Origin of the sequence: Sphingobium salicis subsp. salicis, assembly GCF_049472635.1 — a bacterium.
Taxonomy (GTDB): Bacteria; Pseudomonadota; Alphaproteobacteria; order Sphingomonadales; family Sphingomonadaceae; genus Sphingobium; species Sphingobium yanoikuyae_A.
Window position 1 is genome coordinate 2,008,956 of record NZ_JAYRCS010000001.1, and the last position, 18,108, is coordinate 2,027,063.

At 59.2% G+C, this 18,108-nt stretch carries 16 protein-coding genes and 2 pseudogenes; 10 read left to right on the forward strand and 8 right to left on the reverse strand.

Annotation, left to right across the window (positions count from 1 at the left end; translation table 11 throughout):
- Positions 1–5 precede the first annotated feature (5 nt).
- From VHN57_RS09695 to VHN57_RS09705, 3 genes are read left to right on the forward strand one after another with little or no spacing between them, the layout of a single operon-like run.
- Positions 6–1,448: an ATPase domain-containing protein gene (locus VHN57_RS09695; RefSeq protein ID WP_293919454.1), complete on the forward strand. Its 1,443-nt coding sequence runs from the start codon at positions 6–8 to the stop codon at positions 1,446–1,448.
- A gap of 37 nt (positions 1,449–1,485) precedes the next feature.
- A complete protein-coding gene (locus tag VHN57_RS09700) occupies positions 1,486–1,842 on the forward strand; it encodes a response regulator (RefSeq protein ID WP_017502238.1) in 357 nt (118 codons plus the stop codon).
- A 28-nt stretch (positions 1,843–1,870) separates the two neighbouring features.
- Entirely contained in the window at positions 1,871–3,451 is a 1,581-nt protein-coding gene (locus VHN57_RS09705; protein ID WP_017502239.1) for a sensor histidine kinase, read from the forward strand.
- Between the two features lie 155 nt (positions 3,452–3,606).
- Here VHN57_RS09705 and VHN57_RS09710 read toward each other — a convergent pair whose 3' ends face one another.
- Positions 3,607–4,767 (reverse strand): IS30 family transposase, encoded by a 1,161-nt coding sequence (locus VHN57_RS09710; protein ID WP_026109398.1) that lies wholly within the window; start codon positions 4,765–4,767, stop codon positions 3,607–3,609.
- Positions 4,768–5,084: 317 nt separating this feature from the next.
- Here VHN57_RS09710 and VHN57_RS09715 point away from each other — a divergent pair.
- A pseudogene (locus VHN57_RS09715) lies at positions 5,085–5,213 on the forward strand (IS3 family transposase); the annotation flags it as partial.
- Between the two features lie 231 nt (positions 5,214–5,444).
- Here VHN57_RS09715 and VHN57_RS09720 read toward each other — a convergent pair.
- Entirely contained in the window at positions 5,445–6,461 is a 1,017-nt protein-coding gene (locus VHN57_RS09720; RefSeq protein ID WP_026109761.1) for an IS110 family RNA-guided transposase, read from the reverse strand.
- A 69-nt stretch (positions 6,462–6,530) separates the two neighbouring features.
- Here VHN57_RS09720 and VHN57_RS09725 point away from each other — a divergent pair.
- The 4 genes and pseudogenes from VHN57_RS09725 to VHN57_RS09740 form a co-directional block, all read left to right on the forward strand.
- Positions 6,531–7,569 (forward strand): annotated as a pseudogene (locus VHN57_RS09725) (IS3 family transposase); the annotation flags it as partial.
- Positions 7,570–7,744: 175 nt separating this feature from the next.
- Entirely contained in the window at positions 7,745–9,952 is a 2,208-nt protein-coding gene (locus tag VHN57_RS09730) for a catalase (RefSeq protein WP_026109702.1), read from the forward strand.
- Positions 9,942–10,217: an ankyrin repeat domain-containing protein gene (locus VHN57_RS09735; protein ID WP_313326164.1), complete on the forward strand. Its 276-nt coding sequence runs from the start codon at positions 9,942–9,944 to the stop codon at positions 10,215–10,217. The genes VHN57_RS09730 and VHN57_RS09735 overlap by 11 nt, the downstream gene beginning before the upstream one ends.
- A gap of 10 nt (positions 10,218–10,227) precedes the next feature.
- The gene (locus VHN57_RS09740; RefSeq protein WP_017503561.1) at positions 10,228–10,497 is read left to right on the forward strand and encodes an ankyrin repeat domain-containing protein; all 270 of its coding nucleotides are present in this window, start codon (positions 10,228–10,230) and stop codon (positions 10,495–10,497) included.
- Between the two features lie 1,655 nt (positions 10,498–12,152).
- Here VHN57_RS09740 and VHN57_RS09745 read toward each other — a convergent pair.
- From VHN57_RS09745 to VHN57_RS09765, 5 genes are all read right to left on the reverse strand, one after another.
- Complete coding sequence (locus VHN57_RS09745; RefSeq protein WP_157228602.1) at positions 12,153–12,674, reverse strand: hypothetical protein; 522 nt, start codon at positions 12,672–12,674, stop codon at positions 12,153–12,155.
- A gap of 376 nt (positions 12,675–13,050) precedes the next feature.
- On the reverse strand, positions 13,051–13,293 hold the full coding sequence (locus VHN57_RS09750; protein WP_293919436.1) for a hypothetical protein: 243 nt from the start codon (positions 13,291–13,293) through the stop codon (positions 13,051–13,053).
- 1,149 nt (positions 13,294–14,442) lie between these two features.
- Positions 14,443–14,685 carry a hypothetical protein gene (locus tag VHN57_RS09755; protein ID WP_010339352.1) on the reverse strand — a complete coding sequence of 81 codons (243 nt, stop codon included), beginning with the start codon at positions 14,683–14,685 and terminating at the stop codon, positions 14,443–14,445.
- A gap of 151 nt (positions 14,686–14,836) precedes the next feature.
- Positions 14,837–15,163 carry a hypothetical protein gene (locus VHN57_RS09760; protein WP_234831478.1) on the reverse strand — a complete coding sequence of 109 codons (327 nt, stop codon included), beginning with the start codon at positions 15,161–15,163 and terminating at the stop codon, positions 14,837–14,839.
- Positions 15,160–15,531 (reverse strand): hypothetical protein, encoded by a 372-nt coding sequence (locus tag VHN57_RS09765; RefSeq protein ID WP_037523030.1) that lies wholly within the window; start codon positions 15,529–15,531, stop codon positions 15,160–15,162. Before VHN57_RS09765 ends, VHN57_RS09760 begins: the two co-directional genes overlap by 4 nt.
- Positions 15,532–16,209: 678 nt before the next feature.
- Here VHN57_RS09765 and VHN57_RS09770 point away from each other — a divergent pair.
- Positions 16,210–16,440 carry a hypothetical protein gene (locus VHN57_RS09770; RefSeq protein WP_125999339.1) on the forward strand — a complete coding sequence of 77 codons (231 nt, stop codon included), beginning with the start codon at positions 16,210–16,212 and terminating at the stop codon, positions 16,438–16,440.
- Positions 16,441–16,573: 133 nt separating this feature from the next.
- On the opposite strand, the gene VHN57_RS09775 is transcribed toward VHN57_RS09770, so the two are convergent.
- The gene (locus VHN57_RS09775) at positions 16,574–16,924 is read right to left on the reverse strand and encodes a response regulator (RefSeq protein ID WP_037523031.1); all 351 of its coding nucleotides are present in this window, start codon (positions 16,922–16,924) and stop codon (positions 16,574–16,576) included.
- A gap of 334 nt (positions 16,925–17,258) precedes the next feature.
- On the opposite strand from VHN57_RS09775, the gene VHN57_RS09780 reads away from it, so the two are divergent.
- The gene (locus VHN57_RS09780) at positions 17,259–18,056 is read left to right on the forward strand and encodes a spermine/spermidine synthase domain-containing protein (protein WP_125999340.1); all 798 of its coding nucleotides are present in this window, start codon (positions 17,259–17,261) and stop codon (positions 18,054–18,056) included.
- Positions 18,057–18,108 lie beyond the last annotated feature (52 nt).

The following is an 18,108-nucleotide window of genomic DNA, read 5'->3' on the forward strand; positions in this document are numbered from 1 at the left end:
TTCCCGTGACGCAACATCTTCCCCGCCTTTCGACCGGGATCTCGGGTTTGGATACCATCTTCGGAGGCGGGTTTGTCGAGGGCTCATCTTATATTGTCCAAGGGCAGCCGGGCGCTGGTAAGACAATCCTGGGCAACCAAATCGCCTTTGCGTGCGCGAAGGAAGGCAAGAAGGTGCTTTACATCACGCTGCTTGCCGAAACGCATGACCGATTGTTCCAATCGCTATCCACGCTGACCTTTTTTGAGAAGGAACAGCTGGGCGGCAATGTCGTCTATCTGAGTGTCTTCCAGACTTTGAAGAATGAAGGGCTGGACGCGGTGGTCGACCTGTTGCGCAAGGAGACCAAGCGTCACGGCGCCTCGCTCATTGTTTTCGACGGCCTCCTCAATGCGCGAGATCGCGCCGAGTCTCAGCTCGACGTCAAGACTTTCGTCGCGGAGGTGCAGAGCCAGGCGGCCTTTGTCGGTTGCACGGTCCTTTTTCTTACGAGCGCGCGAGTTGAGGACGACAGCCCCGAGCATACGATGGTCGATGGCGTTCTTGAGCTGCATGAGGAGCTGGTCGGTGTTCGCACGGTCCGACGTGCCCGCTTGCGCAAAAGCCGTGGTAGTGCCGCGCTAGGTGGCTATCACCAATATGAGATAACCGACATCGGGCTCTCGGTATTCCCGCGGCTCGAGGCGGCGTTCCGCACACCGTCGGTCATAGATAGCCCAAACCCACAGCCGCTGTCATCCGGCGTCGAAGGGCTCGATCCGCTGACCGGGGGTGGCTTACCTCGCGGTTCGACCACCTTGTTGATAGGCCCTTCCGGGTCAGGGAAGACGTCTTTTGGCATCAACTTCCTTGCACAATCGACTGAGGCAGAGCCAGGCCTTCATTTTGGTTTCTATGAGACGCCCGATCGTCTCTTGCTCAAGGCCAAAGCACTAGGGCTTGATCTCAAGGCCAAAACCGAGGCCGGGCAAGTCGAAATCTTGTGGCAACCGCTCACCGAAAATCTGCTCGACAAGCTTGCTTACCGCCTCCTCGACGCCGTCACCGCACGGGGCGTGAAACGCCTTTTCCTCGACTCACTAGGCGGGTTCGAGCGTGCCGCGATCCAACGCGCGCGCTTGGTGGAATTTTTTGCGGCCCTGACGAACGAACTTAGGGCTTTGGGCGTTACAACGATCGGTACGTGGGAATTGCGTGACCTTTTCGCCTCCGAGGTAGCAGCCCCCGGACCCGAGATATCCAGTCTGCTCGATAATCTGATCATGATGCGACAAGTCGAAATCCGGTCCGAGTATAAGCGGGTCCTTTCCGTTCTGAAGATTCGCGACCAGTCCTATGAGGCGGCGCCGCAGGAGGTGATCATCGACGGGCATGGCCTGGCCATTAAAGGCCCGTTCGAGCTTGCTACCGGCATCTCGACCGGCCTCGCACGGCCACTCGAGGTTTGACCCATTTCCTCAATCTGAGCCGATTGGGGCGCAATTCATGAAAATTGTGGTAGCCGAAGACGAATTCCTGATCGCCGACATGCTGGTCGTATGCCTCGAGGACGCGGGTCATGAGGTGCGTGACGCGGCTCATGGAGCAGCCGCTCTGGAGCTCGTGCGACAGCAACGTCCCGATCTTATCATCACCGACTTCATGATGCCGTTGATGACCGGCCTTGAGCTCGCCGAGGTCGTACGCGCCGACGAAGCGCTACGTCGCATTCCCATATTGCTGGTGAGCGGCGCGCAAGGCGCTATCGCGCGTGATCGGACCGACCTGTTCGACCTCGTGCTCGACAAGCCCTATGATATTGAGCGACTGCTAGAAGCGGTGGAACAACTCGGCAGCTGTTAGGCTGGTCGCACTATAGGGACGCCGCTTTATGACGCTGAACGCCAAAATCTCAGAAGACGAGGTTCCATCGGCCGCGGCCAGCAGACTCGTTGCCATCGTAGAATCATCCTCTGACGCGATCATCGGCAAGACCCTCGAGGGCGTGATCACAAACTGGAATGCCGCTGCTGAGCGCATCTTCGGCTATTCGGCGGAGGAGATTATTGGCAAATCCATTCTCACCCTCATTCCGGACGATCGCCGCGCGGAAGAGGACGAGATCATCAGCCGCCTTAAAAGAGGCGAGCGGCTCGAGCATTTCGAAACGGTGCGGCGGCGCAAGGATGGGACTCTTTTCCATATCTCACTCACCGTCTCGCCGATCAAGGACGCCGACGGGACCGTGGTAGGCGCTTCGAAAATCGCCCGGGACATCACCGATCGCAAGGCGGCGGAAGCGCTAATCGCTCGCCAAGCGGAACGCCTCGAGACGCTTAACCGCGTAGCAAATGTCATTGCCCGGGACCTTGATCTCGATCGCATTGTCGAAGAGGTCACCGATATCGCCACTGAACTGACCGGTGCGAAATTCGGAGCCTTCTTCTACAACGTTATTAACGCTGCTGGAGAAGCCTACTATCTCTACACCCTATCCGGGGCGCCCCGCGAAGCTTTCGAAACGTTCGGCATGCCGCGTAATACGGCGGTCTTTGCGCCGACCTTCGCCGGCGAGGGCGTCGTGCGCTCCGATGACATCCGCCAAGATCCACGATACGGCCACAGTGCCCCGCATCACGGCATGCCTGCTGGGCATTTGCCTGTAGTGAGCTATCTGGCAGTGCCGGTCACCTCCGTTTCTGGCGAGGTGCTGGGCGGGCTCTTCTTCGCTCACGATCAGCCGGGCAAGTTTTCGGGCGACGCTGAGACTCTCGTCTCGGCTATAGCGGCCCAGACGGCCGTCGCCATGGACAATGCCCGCCTACACAAGGCCGCGCAACTGGAAATCGAACAGCGCCGACGTGCCGAAGACGCCAAAGAGCTGTTGCTTCATGAGCTCAAGCATCGCGTAAAGAACACGCTCGCCACGATCCAGGCCATCGCTGTGCAAACCTTCCGAGAGGCCCCGCCGGCTGAAGTGCGGGCATTTGTTTCGCGTTTGCTGGCGCTATCGGGCGCACACGATCTGCTCACCCAGCAGAACTGGGAGTTGGTCGATGTAGGGCATGTCGTGCACCGTGCGCTAAGTCCGTTCATCGAGGGCGATCGTCCCCGCATCACAATCGCCGGGCCCGAGGTCGCGGTATCGTCTGACAAGGCTCTGCAACTGGCGATGGTTCTTCACGAACTAGGGACCAACGCAGTCAAATATGGCGCCCTTTCCAACGAGGCTGGCAAGATTGATGTTGCTTGGTCGCGCACGGCCGAAAGTTCAGATAAGGCGATCATATTAGTTTGGTCGGAAGTGGGGGGACCGCCTACCTCAGCACCAGCCCGAAAAGGATTCGGTTCCCGAATGATCGACCGAGCGTTGCGCGGTGAAAGTAGCGGCGCTGACTTCGATTTCAGGCCCGAGGGACTGAAAGTGACGTTGCGTTTGGCGCTAGATGACATATTCGGTGCGAAACAGTGACGCTGAACCGGCTTCGACCCAGCCAAGAGCATCCATGGGAGTACAAGCACTGCGTATTAGGACCGAACGGGTCCCCAACCGTCGGACCCGTTCAACGGACCTGTAGCATGTCAGCGCGGTTAGTTTTTGTCGCTCCGGTTAAAACGACGGTGGGTTCAACGGGTGGCGGCAACACAAGCTTGAAAACGCTCAGCGGGCGTTTGATATTCGAGCGTTTTCCTTGGCCGTTCGTTGAGTTGGCGAGCGACGGCACTCAGCTTGGCCTGGCTGTATAGCGACAGATCGGTTCCTCTGGGGAAATATTGTCGCAGCAGGCGATTGGTGTTTTCGTTGGAGCCTCGCTGCCAGGGCGATTGCGGATCACAGAAATAGATTTCGACATCGGTAGCCAGCGATAGGCGCGGATGATCGGCCAGTTCCTTGCCGCGGTCCCACGTAAGCGACTTGTAGAGTTCGCGCGGCAGGCGCTGCGTCTGCCTGATCAGCGCCGACACGACGCTTCTTGTATCCTTGTTGGCGACCTTGATCAGCATCACATAACGCGAATGCCGTTCGACCAGCGTGGCGATGTAGCTGTTCTTCGTGCCGCCGATCAGATCGCCTTCCCAGTGGCCGGGAATGGCGCGATCCTCGACCGACGCGGGACGCTCGCTGATCGACACGGCATCCTTGATCTGTCCGAGGCCATTGCGCTTGAGGCTGGCGTGCCGCGACCTGCGAATGGTGCGTCGGGCGCGCAGATGCTCCAGCAGTTCCTTCTTCAGAACCCCGCGCGCCTGTATGTACAAACTTCTGTAGATGGTCTCGTGCGACACCTGCCTGTGCGGCTCCTTGGGAAAGCTGCGCCTGAGCCACCCCGCAATCTGTTCCGGTGACCATTTGCGACGCAGCTTGGCCGATACTGCCCGGGCCAGTGGCTGCGAGCAAGCCAGCTTGCAGGGCTTGGGCCGCAAGGCACGATCCCATGCCGCCTGATCGGACGCGGTCGCCCGATACCGTGCAATACCGCCGTTACGCCTAACTTCCCGACTGATCGTCGAGGGCGCGCGGCCCAGCCGACGGGCTATCGCACGCAACGGTTCGCTGACGCTCAGACCCCGCGATATCTCCTCCCGCTCCGCAAGGCTCAGCGCACGGCTGCCGCGCTTGCGATCGGCAGGCCGGATGCCCCCGGTCGGCGCGATCACCGAAAATACCGACGATGACGCTCGATCAAACCTGCGCCCAATCGAACTCATCGACTCCCCGCGCTGCCAACGATCCCATATCTCCGCTCGCTGGCTGGCCGTGTAATATATCCGACGACGCTGCTTCATCGCGACACTCCATCTTCCTCAAAAGATTAAAGTGTTGTCGCCACCCGTTGAACCCACCGTCGATGGGCGACAGACAGCTATCTCCGCCTGCGGTCGTGTCGACTGCCCGAAAGAGGTCCGGCGGCTATCGCCGGTTACCCGCCGGTAAGCCGACATTCCGAAGTCGGCCAGTCTGGTGCGTTTCTAGAGCGATCTTCGAGGCTTAGGGAATGGCGGGTGTTGGGATGGAACCCGCCAGTCCCGGCCAGGACGGCGTGATCTGCCCCCCGCTGAGTGGCCCAGATACTATCATAGTCTGGACCACGAAGGGACATTGAATGCCAAGCCAGAAGCACAAGTCGGAAGAGATTATCGGCAGGCTGCGAGAAGTTGAGATCGTGCTGGCGCAGGAGCCCTCGACGGCCGAGGCATGTCGACGGATCGCGGTCAGCGAGCAGACCTATTATCTCTATGGACGGCTCTCCCTTTGCAAGCGGCATTGAAACGTTCTGCGTGGATCAGTTGCAAACATCTATCCGGCGTCAGCTGGTTGTCCAGAGCGCCCAAATGGGAAATCCGCACACGCGCACCTCTACAGCTGGTAGGCCTCAAGGGCCTCGATAATAGTCAGGCTCGTCGCGCGTCGGCTCGATCAGTGCAGTCCATTTCTCCGTCTACTCGCAAACTGGTTCGGTTCTTCAGGCGGCGGCGCGGTATTGATCGCCCGTTCGAAGCACGGCCCAGATTATCCGTGCATTCTTGTTGGCGATGGCAACCGTTGCGCGGTTGAACCCGCGTCGCTCCCGAAGCTGGTTGGCCCATTGGCTGATGGGATCATTTTTATTGGGTGCCGTTCTCACGACGGCACGCGCGCCGTGAACCAATAGGCTGCGCAAATGCTGGCTTCCTCGTTTAGAGATGCCCATAAGCACCGCCTTATCACCGCTCGAGAACTGGCGCGGTACTAATCCAAGCCAGGCCGCCATGTGGCGCCCATTCCTGAAGTCCGAACCATCGCCGACCGCCGCGACAATCGCTGTTGCCGTTTTGGGCCCAACGCCTTTGATCCTGGCGACACGCTGACAGGGCTCGCTCGATTTGAAGACGGCTTCGATTTTCTTGTCGAAATGCTCGATGCGGCGTTCGAGATCGCAGAAGAAATCCCAGAGCTCGGCAATGGTCTCACGGGCCATAGTCGAGAGGCCGGAGTCGGCGCGTGCGAGTATCTCCGGAATCATGCGTCTCACCCGGGTAATCGACTTGGCAAAGGCAATGCCACGATCAAGCAGCAGCCCGCGCATCTGGCTGACCAGGGCCGTTCGGTGGTTCACAAGACGCTGGCGGGCGCGGTGTAGAGCCTGGATATCCTGTTGCTCAACGCTTTTCTTAGGCACCAGCGGAATGTGGGGTTGACGCACAGCCGTACAGATCGCCTCGGCATCGTTGCCGTCGTTCTTCTGCCTGCGGACAAATGGCTTCACATATTGAGGACTCACGATCTTCACGTTGTGGCCCAACTCTTCAAATTGGCGGGCCCAGCAAAATGCTCCTGTGCAGGCTTCGATCGCGACGGTGCAGGGCTCAATCCCGGCCAGCACCGAAAGTAGTTGGTCGCGCATGACCCGCCGTTTGAAAATCGCATTGCCCTTGCGATCAACGCCATGCAGCTGGAAGACATTCTTCGCCAGATCAATACCAAGTACATCGATGGTCATCATTCCTCTCCTTCGACTGCCGGTTGCACAACGATGCTCCGGGGTGGGAGAGCCGTCCATCCCATTAGCTGGCGGAAGGAATATGGCGGCCTAAAAACCGACCAGGCACGGCGGGTGAAGGATCTGGAGAAGGAGAACCAGCGGTTGCGCCGGGCGATCTCGGACCTGACGCTGGACAAGCTGATCCTGCAGGAGGCAGTCAAGGGAAACTTCTGAGCCCCGCGCGACGGCGACGCTGCATTGATCACGTGCGACGAGAGTTTCCGATATCCGAGCGACGGATATGCCGGGTTCTGGGCCAGCATCGATCGACGCAGCGCAAGGCGCCACGCGGGGGCGGATGACGAACAAGCGCTGACAGAGGATATCATCGCTTTGGCGAAGCAATATGGTCGTTATGGCTATCGCCGGGTGACGGCATTGCTGTGCCAGGCGGGATGGACGGTGAACCATCAACGGGTTGAGCGGATCTGGCGGCGTGAGGGGCTGAAGGTTCCGCTGCGCCAGCCAAAGCGGGGACGCCTGTGGCTCAATGACGGTTCATGCATCCGCTTGCGGCCTGAATATCCGGGGCATGTATGGGCCTACGATTTCGTCGAGGGGCGCACACATGATGGGCGCAAGTTCCGAATCCTGACCATCGCCGATGAGGCCAGCAGGGAGTGCCTGGCGCTCATCGTGGCGAGTCAGCTGAAACACGAGGATGTTCTGGCGGCTTGGCCGATCTGTTCATCTCGCGCGGTCCTCCGGCACATATACGGTCTGATAACGGAAGCGAATTTATCGCGACCGCCGTCCAGAAATGGCTGCGTCAGATCGGCGTGAAGACGCTCTACATCACCCCGGGATCACCATGGGAGAATGGATATAACGAAAGCTTCAACGGGGCGCTTTGCGACGAACTGCTCAATGGTGGATCTTCTACAGCCTCGCCGAAGCCAGCTTGCTGATCGAAGCCTGGCGGCGGCATTACAACACCGTCCGCCCTCATAGCAGCCTGGGATACCGACGACCGGCACCAGAAACGGCGACACCGCCATATCCGGCCTCCGGTTCCGCTTCGCTCCACCTCCGGCCGGATATGGCGGCGATCAGCTTAATGCACTAACAAACCTATCGGTCCACTCGGCGGGGGCAGATCAATTTTACGCGATGAGCATCAAACATCATCTATTTTGCTCACCAGCCGCAACCGTATCCTAAGTCGCAGGTTTGAAGTGGTCGGAGGCACGGCTTGTTTAATAGAGCGCGCGCCACCACCGTTTCACAAAAGGGAGCTTCTCATGGTCAAGAAACCAGCTGCACCTCGGAAAGGCGTTATTCCAGCCGACATCGCTCCCGGTGCACCGCTGTCAGGCGAATCTCCCCAGAAGGCCTCTCTCATTCCCGCTGACGCGACCGTTTCCGAAAGCTTTGCCGAGCCACAGAGTGATGGTGGCGAAACGCACCAGGCAGCGGAAGGCGACATTGCGGTACTCACCACGCAGCAGGGCGTCCCGGTCGCGGACGACCAGAACAGCCTCAAGCAAGGGGCACGCGGGCCAGTGCTGCTGGAGGATCCGCACTTCCGCGAGAAAATCTTCCACTTCGATCATGAGCGCATCCCTGAGCGCGTGGTCCATGCCCGCGGCTATGGCGCGCACGGCTTTTTCGAGCTCACCGACAGCCTAGCCGACGTCACCCGCGCAGACGTCTTCCAGCGTGTCGGTGAACGCACCCCCGCCTTCGTGCGCTTCTCGACGGTCGCCGGATCGAAGGGATCATTCGATCTCGCCCGTGATGTTCGAGGTTTCGCCGTCAAGCTATACACCAATGAGGGCAATTGGGATCTAGTTGGCAACAACATTCCCGTCTTCTTCATTCAGGACGCGATCAAATTCCCGGACCTCATTCACGCAGCCAAGCCCGAGCCCGATCGCGCCTTTCCGCAGGCGCAGACGGCGCATGACAATTTCTGGGACTTTATCACCCTGACCCCGGAAAGCATGCACATGGTCATGTGGATTATGTCGGACCGTACGATCCCCCGTTCCTTTCGCACGATGGAGGGGTTCGGCGTGCACACCTTCCGCCTCGTCGACGTCGAGGGCAACTCAACCTTCGTCAAGTTTCACTGGAAGCCCAAACAGGGACTGCAGTCGGTGCTCTGGAACGAGGCCGTCAAGATCAATGGGGCGGATCCGGACTTCCATCGTCGCGACCTCTGGGATGCCATCAACGGCGGCGATTTCCCTGAGTGGGAGCTTGGCGTACAATTGTTCGATCAGGCGTTCGCGGACAGCTTTCCGTTCGATGTTCTTGATGCGACGAAGATCATCCCAGAAGACATCCTGCCGGTGCGCGTGGTCGGCCGACTCGTTCTCGACCGCGTCGTCGATAATTTCTTCGCGGAGACCGAGCAGGTCGCCTTCTGCACCCAGAACGTCGTGCCCGGGATCGACTTCACAAACGACCCGCTGCTGCAGGGCCGCAACTTCTCGTATCTTGACACCCAGCTCAAGCGGCTAGGTGGACCTAATTTTACGCACATCCCGATCAACGCGCCTAAATGCCCGGTCGCCCACTTCCAGCAGGACGGGCACATGGCGATGACCAATCCACGTGGGCGGGTGAACTACGAGCCCAACAGCTGGGGTGCCACGATCGGTGGCCCACGCGAGGATCCGGTCCGCGGATTCACAAGCTTCGCGGCGACTGAGGATGGCGCCAAACTGCGGATCCGGCCGGAAAGCTTCGCTGACCATTACAGCCAGGCGCGCCTCTTCTATATCAGCCAGCTGCCGATCGAGCAGAAGCATATCGCCGATGCGCTCGTCTTCGAGCTGAGCAAGGTCGAACGACCCGACATCCGCGCCCGGATGGTCTCCCACCTGCTCAACATCGACGATGGCCTTGCCGCCACGGTGGCAGATGGCCTTGGCCTGTCGCAACTTCCTGTGCCGGCTCAGGCGGCCCGGCCAACCCTTACCGATCTGCCGCCCTCCGACGCCCTCTCCATCGTCAAGAACGGGCCGCCCAGTTTCAAAGGCCGTAAGCTGGGCATTCTGCTGAGCGACGGGGCCGATGCGGGCGTGTTCAACGGCCTGGTGAAAGCAATCGATAAGGTCGGCGCGATCTATGAAGTGATTGCTCCAAAGATCGGCGGGGTTACCCTTTCGGACGGCACGAAGGTGGCCGCCAAGCAGAAAATCGACGGCGGGCCCTCCACTCTGTTCGACGCGGTGGCGGTTGTCGTTTCGGGCGAAGGCGCTGCATTGCTCGCGACCGACGCTGCCACGCAGGACTTCGTGCGCGATGCCTTTGGTCACTGCAAATATATCGGCCTGACCAAAGAAGCCCAGCCGATCTTCGACAAGGGTGGCATCGCTGACGATCTTGACGAAGCCTGCCTCGCGCTTGCGACCGCCAAGGACGCGGCTGCCTTCGTGGAGGCGATCGCTGGTTTGCGCTACTGGCCGCGGGAGCTGAGGGTCGATCTCGATGCCAAGTGAGGCAATAGGCGGCCCAGCCAACGACGATCAGGCGCCTCCGTCACTGCCCTCGCCAGAGCGCATCCAGGAGTTGCTGTTCGATGCGGCGCGGCTAGGTCGCGACGACGTGATTGCTGCGCTACTTCAAGCAGGCGCAGACATCACGGCGCTGGACCCGAAGGGTTACACGCCCTTGATTCTGGCAAGCTATCACGGGCGTGAAGCCGCGACCGCGGCGCTTCTAGAGCGGCGCGCCGGTCGATCAACAGGATCGCGTTCGCGGTAACACGGCGCTCATGGGCGTTGCATTTAAGGGATATACGCAGATTGCCAAACTGCTGCTCGACGCCGGTGCCAACCCCCACGTCGCCAATTCGGCACGTCAGACGGCATTGATGATGGCGGCACTCTTCGGCCATAGCGCGATTGTCGACCTGTTAATCGATCGTGGCGGCGATCCTCATGTTCAGGATGCCGCAGGCAACAGCGCGATCTCGATGGCGGAGACACAAAGCAACGAATTGATGGTCGCGCGGCTTAAGGCCAGGCGCCCCGTACTCGCGTGAAGTGAGGCGACCACCAATGTGTAAGCAGCGCGTCACGCATAAGATGATCGACGTGGCGGTCCTCCGTCAGCGCAGTAAGAACCCGTCATGAAAGGCCACGGGTCCGGTGCCGCCAGCGCGGTACCGTTGCCCTGCAAGTCGAACCGAGAAAGGGCTTGCGGCCGATTGCGATGCTGAGCCTTGGCGATCAATCCGTTGATGTCAGAGCCGGTCATGATTTCCTCTGGCCGATAATCCGGCGTAGCAGCGGTCCCGACAGCGGAGGCATTGCCTTACGGCTGGCCCACTGCTGGGGCGGTTGCGCGTGCATCCGCCGGAGCTGCAAGCGATAGGGTGCCCCACTCGCCCTGGGCGTTGGAAGTGCGATCGGATCGCAGCAAGTGGCGCTCACTCCAACCGCGACGCTCTCGAAATGGTGCGCGTTACCAAGGTGCTGACGCCGTCCCAGCCGCTGCTCATTCCGTATCTTCCACGCGACCTCTCTGCATCGGGCACTCGCGACGCTCCACTCCATGCCCGGTCCGCGCCGACCCGCGCCAGCCGATGGTCGTGTCGAGGCCGCGCAGCGCATGCTGTTAACCTGTCGCCACCCCAACGTGCACAGGCATCACCCGCTTCACTCCTGGACAATGCTTACCGCCCGGTCTTGGGTCTAGCTTGGCATCGAACGGAATCTTGTCCAGCCTCGCCATAAGGTCGGCGAACATGTCGTTCCTCGCGATGGGAAAGTGGCGTCGAAACCAGTCCCCCAACTTTACCAAGTCCCGCTCAGTCAGGACCCTATCGGCACAATCCTTTCGGACATTTTGCGCTCTCCTCAATTCACCCAACAGCCGACATTGACGGACGTGCCCAGAATTTTCGTCTGCGATACTATCGGCACCGAGCTCCAGCACACCGATCCATTTTGATGCGCGCTCAGGCCCCCCCTCGCAGACGCCTGGACAAGCTTGATTCTGTTTGAGCTCAGCCAACGGCACCTGCGCTGGCGTCGGACGAGGCACCTGATGGGGACTCCCGGCCCGGCGGACGCGCGATGCGCAAGCTCAAGCCGCAGAGCACCGACGAGCACAGGGTCAGCGATTCCAAGCGTGGCCAACGCGTGTGCGGGAATGCCCCGCGAGACCGCGGCGTTACGTCGACGAAGACCCTGGAGGAAGGTCGACGTCTTCTCCCGCGCCGCCTTTCTTATTTTTAATGTCAGGCAGCGCCCTATGCCCTTTGCCGGCATCGAGTGGCGGACCGCCCCCCCCCTGCACTATCCGCGTCATAGTCTTCGGTGCCGATCGCAGTGCCGCCAGCACCCGCGCCGCTACCGGCAACAGCGCCGGATCCTTCCCGGGCTCTGCGCCCTCTGTCAGGTCCATCAACGTCAATAAGAGGAGTGATCTTCAACTGTTCCCCGGTCGTCTTCTCGTCCCCGTCATATCCCGGAGGCAAGAATGGCTTGCTGTCGTCCTTGGTCATGGCCATGAGTCCTTTGCAGGTCGAAAGGTCAATCTCGAGCCGTCGGACCATGGCGCTCAACTGGCATGCAGGGCGACGGATCGCTGATGGAAATTCCAGATCGCAGTGAGGCTGGAAGTCCCTGCCCGCTGCTTACGAGACTGGTGATCAGGATGCGACCGGGAACGCTCGCTCCCGGCCGCACAGTATCACAGAATGGCAGCCCGTGCCCGCGCAGCATTATGCCCGCCGTTGCGATAAAGAACGTCCCGGACGAGGTCCTGGTCAATCCCTGCATCGTTCACAGTGACCAATACTCTGCCATCCTTGAGGCCGCTGTTATAATAGGCTGCGTCTTCTTCCTCTATGCCATGCTTGGTCAGCACTTCGTTCAGGCTGCCCCCGACAGCTCCAAGAACAGCGCCGAGGCCGATCGCTTCGGGAACAGCCGAAGCGGCGATGGCGCCGGCGGCGGCCAGCGGACCCACACCAGGAATTGCGAGTGCCGCGACCCCCAGACCAGCTCCGAGTGCACCGCCTCCCAGGATGCCGCGAAGGATGTTTCGATGGTGCTCATCGGTGATCTCGCCATCCCCCGAGCGCGTCGTCGTGGTGCCACCATGGTGGGCAATGACCGATAGGTCGGTGTCGGTCACGCCTAGCGCGCGCAGGTCGGAAACCGCGCGTTCGGCTTCAGCATGGGTATCAAAAAGCGCTGATGCTTGAACCATTTCCTCGATCCTCTTCTAAAGTCTGGCCATCAGTGTGGCTGAGACCTAACGGAGCGGGCGCATGAGTGTTCCGCTGGGCACCATGGAGCGTGCAAATCTGCTGTCAAAGGGGAACGCGGCACTGTCAGACCATGCCCTTGAGTGGAAAGGCGAGGTGCGCAGCGCAGACTATGTGACTCTCCCTCCGATACACGCAATCAAACAGACGTTGAGATTGGCCGCATGCCAAATTCCCTACAGGCAGGCCAGTTGCCGACCGGAAGCTGCTGAACGCCCAATGTCGCTAGTCTTGGAAGGGCCGCCACGCCGCCGGGACGTCCCAAAGGGCCCGGGCGGAGGGACGTGGAGTTCCTTGCGACTATGTCTCGAGCGCAGGTCAGCCAGACGGATAGATGCCATGCAGAACGGTATCGAAATCAAATTCGATCGGGGTAGTGCATGCGCAGGCCGTCCGCCACAGCAAATCTTCATCCTTCACCGTGAAAACGCAGCGGGGCGTTGCGATCGTGCCTTCGTCACGAAGCTTCTTGACGACACGAGTTACAAAAGTACGCCCAATACCGAGCATTGGCCGGCTTGCCCTGAGCACGCGGATCCGGCGCGCAATATGTTCAGTCATTGTCCGATCATCCATAGACCCTCATGCGATCATCAGGGGTAGCATGGCTCGCTCAGGCAAGCTTTAATCCTTCCTGGTTCATTCGGCGGGTGCCGATGCTAAATTGTACGACGTGGAGGCGGTCGCTGCGCAGCCTGGGCCTGGACATACCCCAAGCCTTCGCCGAAACGACGCGCCCGCGGCGGATCACCGCGACTGACGCGCTTTCAACATGCTGTTCTTTCAGGATGGCAGTCATGTTCGGGAGAATGGGCCCCGCCTTTGCCGCCGCAGGCGATGCGCCTGCGAGGAAACCCACCATCGCAGTGCGTACATGTACTAGCCATGCCATCTGTGTTGGTTATGCAACACAGCTATCAAGCAAGAGGCGCCGTGGCAAGGTCTGCCATCCAGAACACGCTCGCCGAGCGTTTCAAAGGGTCAATCATTTCCTGATCAACGATGCTGCACTTGCTCTGGAATGCCGGCCGCTGTGCGAATGAGGCGATCGATATAAAGGCTATGGTGACGGTTCTTTGCTCCGCTAGGCGATGGAGCAGCGTCTTAGCGAATAATGTGATTCGGGAGGGCCATGCGGTAAAATCAGACGCTTGGTCGGCAGTCGACCCTTTGCCGCCGTTCAGCAGCCGATTTTTCATTCCCAGGTGCGGCCGGTCCGCTTTGCCGATCGGAACGTTCGAGACTGGCCGATTGCAGAATGACGGCTTTCAGCCCGCCGGTGAGCGATAGCTGCCGGTCGGTATAGGAGAGATAATCCTATGCAGTGGTTTGCGGTTAGGCGAGTGCAAGCTCAGCCTAGATCGGGATGAATCAACCTGTCCATCGCCTTCGCAGCGCGTTAAGCATAAAGTTCAGACATCTCACTATATATTTCGCTGACTGCTACCGATTGCGCGGAACATGCGTTTGAATTGCTCGGGAAAGCGATGCACGAGAATGAGATAAGCGATCATGGGTCGTACTCCATCGGGCGCGCGAGGGGCCAGCCCAACGCAACGCAGGTGTTTCCAGCCTCTGGAAATTCGGTCGAAACTCTCGACCGGCGTTCGATTTTTTGGAGAAGCGGCACCGGACATGCTCGGTACCGCTGATCACCAGTCAATATAGGGATCGCGGCGGCACATTATAAAACACAACGTCGGAGGCGCATCAAAATGGTGCCCATAATCGTTCGGCGTCATCGACCGCTTCAAACATGTCGCTTTCAGCCTGCATCTTATTGAGGTGAAGACGCACGGCGTCCGGGTCGCCATGCCGCGGAAATCCTCGATCCGCCTTGGCCGCCCTTGCTAGATCGCCGATCCAGCCGTCTCGGCCGTGCTGACCGATCAGCCAGGTGCCAAAGGCAATGTCCTCAAATGGGTCCTGTTCGATCGCTTCGCTATCCGTCATGGCCTGACCCGTCCCGCCAGTTGCCAGCCCCGTTTCGAAGGTTTGACCATGGGGCGACCACACAGCAGACATGCCGACATAAGCAAGCCATTTTCCACATGCTCCTCGACCGGATCGGGCCGATGCCGGCGCAGTAGATTGTGAAGGATCATCAAGGGGCTCCTGTCCCGCAATGAAGCGGACTTTGTCTTATTGAGGTTGCCTCCGCCACCCCCTCTGACACGACATGATTGGCTGGTTCTGCAGGCTCGGCCGCATCTTCGATCAGGAATTCTAGCGCGATCGCTGCATCCTCTGCGCTGAGCAAACGGCGCACGCCGGCTTCGATGTCGGCCGCCTCTACCGCCTGACGGCCCCAGGCCGCAGCCGCGCGCAGGGCAACGGCGCGAACATGGGCGAGCGGCGTCTCGGCCGCCCTCTGGCGGTGCAGGGCTTCTTGCTGCCTGCACATCAAAGCACTATTGAGTGCGATGGTCATGGTCGCCCGTCCGAACGCGCGTGGCGCACCCACAAAGGCACCCAGCGCCACGAGTTCATCGAAGAAGGGGGGCCAAGGAGATCGGAACCATCCGCCGCCATTCCTTCGATCCGGGCCTGGACTTTAGCCTGTTCGTCCCGCTTTTGCGCCTGCTCCAAGTCCTCCAGCTCGATCCGATGGCTCTCCAATCCGCTACCTGTTGGAATGTGGAGCGTCGTCGCAATCCACTGATAGACCGTCCCTGTATTGCTTGCAAAAGCCTCTTCGTCGGTATCGAGTGCATAGGTACCTGCAGGCAGGAACCCAAGTCCTGGTAACTGGAAAGGCGCCCTGAATGTCACGGATGTGCTGCTCGTACGCTTCGTCATGGACGTAGCCAGCAGGTTTTATCCAAGGGCGTGCATTGATGTTGCAGAGTCATCACTCTCTCCCGAAAGCAGGCGGGAGCACGATGGTCTCTCTGTCACGAAATGCCTGCGGCATTATATGGGTGATGCGTCATCCTAGCACATCTCCCGATAGTCCTTGCATCAATTCGGCTGTCTGAAGAATGATGTATGTCGCCGATACGGCCAATGTCCTGGAACAGAATAAATGAAGAGCGACAGGCCTGGGACACCCCGGCACCTCGGCTTGTCGGCTCCGTCCCTGGTAACCGGTTCAGCCGCCGATTTTCCATCCAAAAGTGTGACCGGTCCGCCTGCCGATTTTGGATGCGAGATAGTGGCAGATAGCTGTCTGTCCTTTTCCCGAGCTGGGAAAATGGTTGCGGGCGGAAATAGCTGCCAAATGGCTGTCGACCAGAAAGGACCTTGTTTCCTCTCCCGTTTACGGGAGGAGCATGACAGTAATCCATCCATCCCGCTCATTCAGCGCGCCGAATTCATCCACGCCCCTTAAATCAGGGGTTCGGGAGCGATCTTCGAAGCTGCGGAACGTCAATCGGATTGGTTGTGTCGCTGTGACTATGGTATGGCAGCTAATCGCTGCGCAAATCGCAGTGGCTGAGAGACACATGCGCTCCCGAAAATACAGGAGAGACGCATATGTGCCCGTCCACTTCCGCCATCGATCTTGCCGATATGCTTATCCGCGCGAAAGACAGGGTAGGTGGTAATCCGTCCCAATGCCTTGAACGTTTGACCGCGCTTCTCGGTGCAGCACGGGAGAAACTGGCTCGCGGCACGAATCTCTCCAATGCCGACATCCAAAAGCTGAACGAGGCTTTGGATGAATGGCAGAATAAATGGGCGAGCCCGCTTGAACCTCGGAAATGACGCAATACATCCCTCGACGAAAATTCGCGCGATGCAGAGTTTCTCCAAAAATTTACTTACTCTGCCAGATTGCTTTTCAAGAATTAGTTCGGTGCCCGGATTTTGACTTGAATGATGATGGAAGGGATCACCGTCATAATGCGTCAGTAGCGCCGTTCCGAAGGAGCGCAAAAAGCCTTTCCAACGGTTTTCCTGGCTTCATGACCAGCGGCAAGTCGGGATGCTGCGCGTGCAGCTCTGGAGGAAGGCCCGCAGCGCTGTACACTATGAAGGGTATTGCGGTTTCCATCAGGAAAAGTGCGAGAGGCGTGACGTCGCGATCCCGGAGATTTGCGTCTACGATGGCAGCGTCAATCTTCGCCTGAGTCAGGAAAGTTAGAGCCTCACCGACCGTTGAAAACGGCCCGGCGACTGTGCCGCCTACACTCTCCACATTATCACAAATCACCATCGCAATCAGCGGGTCGTCCTCGACGACCAGCACGCACGATCCTGACAGCATATGTCCTCCCTAGAAGCGGGAGCACGAGGTCTCTCAGCCGGTGACGCGCCACACATGTCACCGATAGACTGTAAGCGGATTGATATGGATTAAGTTCCCAAATTCATTTGATATTTTAGCGACTAATCGTGGTGCCCCTATATTGTTGGTCGAGACGCATTGGCTATTTCCCGCCAAATCGCAGTCTCCAAGGCTACACCGTGCGGTATAGCCTTCCTTGCCATGCCTCCAAAAGGCAGGCATGGTTCGGTGTCACCGCGTAATCGACGCCACTTCGGTTTACGGCGCGCTTGATCCAGAACGCGACAGGAATTCCATGAACTATAGCGGAACGCGCATTGCGCGGTCGTCGCCCCCTGCCTGCAATGACGCCTGGAATGGCAAAGACGCATCCCCAGAAAGGAAAGGAGTACAGGAAAACGGGGCAGGATCGGACAAAAGCCTCCCGATAATTACGGTCGATATTGCCGATATTCCGGGCGGTGGCCAGCTTCACCTCCTCCAGTGTGGGACAGAGTTCTCGATCCAGTTTGGCGATGATGAGTTGATGGGCAGTCGAGATCATGAATCCGAGAAGGCTCTCGCAAGGCTGACCCAAGAGCGTCTTGTTCAGCGCGATGGCAATATTTTGATTGGCGGCCTCGGCATGGGCTTCACCCTTGGGGCTGCGCTCGACGCCTGGTCACAAAGCGCGACCATCACGGTTGCCGAGCTCGTGCCCAAAATCATAAGCTGGGCGAACGGACCTTTGATGCACTTGTTCGGTACCAATCTGACAGATCCGCGAGTCAGAATTCAATTGGCCGACGTGTTTGATGTCATTACCCATGAGAAGGATCGCTTCGATGCCATTCTGCTCGACGTCGATAATGGTCCAGACGGTTTCATCAGAAAAAGCAACGACAGGCTTTATTCGACCGACGGCTTGGAAATGGCCTATGCGGCACTGAAACCGGGCGGCCTACTGTCGATATGGTCAGCCTACAGCGATGACGCATTTGCCGAAAGGCTGGAGCAGGCCGGATTCTGTCTGGATGAGATCTTGTTGCCAGCCTTTAGCGGCAGCGCCGAACGCTGGCACAATATCTGGTTCGCAGCCAAGGGCGGGGCCTGACAGTCCGTACCAGCTTTTCAAGCATGAGACTGAGCCTGCCAGGCTTCCATTC

Excerpts from the sequence above, each read along its gene's own strand:
- VHN57_RS09710 (WP_026109398.1), bottom strand. The coding sequence starts at position 4,767 with ATGAAGCAGCGTCGTCGGATATATTACACGGCCAGCCAGCGAGCGGAG.
- VHN57_RS09735 (WP_313326164.1), top strand. The coding sequence starts at position 9,942 with ATGCCAAGTGAGGCAATAGGCGGCCCAGCCAACGACGATCAGGCGCCT.
- VHN57_RS09705 (WP_017502239.1), top strand. The coding sequence starts at position 1,871 with ATGACGCTGAACGCCAAAATCTCAGAAGACGAGGTTCCATCGGCCGCG.
- VHN57_RS09755 (WP_010339352.1), bottom strand. The coding sequence starts at position 14,685 with ATGACGGATAGCGAAGCGATCGAACAGGACCCATTTGAGGACATTGCC.
- VHN57_RS09730 (WP_026109702.1), top strand. The coding sequence starts at position 7,745 with ATGGTCAAGAAACCAGCTGCACCTCGGAAAGGCGTTATTCCAGCCGAC.
- VHN57_RS09700 (WP_017502238.1), top strand. The coding sequence starts at position 1,486 with ATGAAAATTGTGGTAGCCGAAGACGAATTCCTGATCGCCGACATGCTG.
- VHN57_RS09745 (WP_157228602.1), bottom strand. The coding sequence starts at position 12,674 with ATGGTTCAAGCATCAGCGCTTTTTGATACCCATGCTGAAGCCGAACGC.
- VHN57_RS09740 (WP_017503561.1), top strand. The coding sequence starts at position 10,228 with ATGGGCGTTGCATTTAAGGGATATACGCAGATTGCCAAACTGCTGCTC.
- VHN57_RS09765 (WP_037523030.1), bottom strand. The coding sequence starts at position 15,531 with ATGACGAAGCGTACGAGCAGCACATCCGTGACATTCAGGGCGCCTTTC.
- VHN57_RS09770 (WP_125999339.1), top strand. The coding sequence starts at position 16,210 with ATGTGCCCGTCCACTTCCGCCATCGATCTTGCCGATATGCTTATCCGC.
- VHN57_RS09720 (WP_026109761.1), bottom strand. The coding sequence starts at position 6,461 with ATGACCATCGATGTACTTGGTATTGATCTGGCGAAGAATGTCTTCCAG.
- VHN57_RS09750 (WP_293919436.1), bottom strand. The coding sequence starts at position 13,293 with ATGACTGAACATATTGCGCGCCGGATCCGCGTGCTCAGGGCAAGCCGG.
- VHN57_RS09780 (WP_125999340.1), top strand. The coding sequence starts at position 17,259 with ATGAACTATAGCGGAACGCGCATTGCGCGGTCGTCGCCCCCTGCCTGC.
- VHN57_RS09760 (WP_234831478.1), bottom strand. The coding sequence starts at position 15,163 with ATGACCATCGCACTCAATAGTGCTTTGATGTGCAGGCAGCAAGAAGCC.